This is a genomic window from Streptomyces sp. O3 (assembly GCF_054788135.1).
This window is the reverse complement of the sequence record NZ_JBTVYK010000240.1, coordinates 1-233: the sequence shown is the minus strand read 5'-3', so window position 1 is coordinate 233 and position 233 is coordinate 1. Positions and strand designations below refer to the sequence as shown.

The following is a 233-nucleotide window of genomic DNA, read 5'->3' as shown; positions in this document are numbered from 1 at the left end:
GGCCTACAACACGCGCCGCCCGGCGCTGTCCAAGGTCGAAGTGCGTCAGGCCCTGGACATGGCGATCGACAAGGCCGCCATCGTGCGCACGGTCTACGGCGATGCCGGCACCCTGGCCACCAGCCCGGTGCCGGCCGCCAACTGGGCGCATGACGCCAGCCTCCCGCCGACGCCGCATGACCCGGCCAAGGCCAAGGCCCTGCTGCAGAAGGCCGGCGTGCTGCCGCTGAACC

1 protein-coding gene is annotated in these 233 nt (G+C 72.5%); it reads left to right on the top strand.

What is annotated here, in order from left to right:
• The coding region (locus ACX6XY_RS30505; protein WP_460337990.1) for an ABC transporter substrate-binding protein at positions 1-233 on the top strand (233 nt) is incomplete at both ends.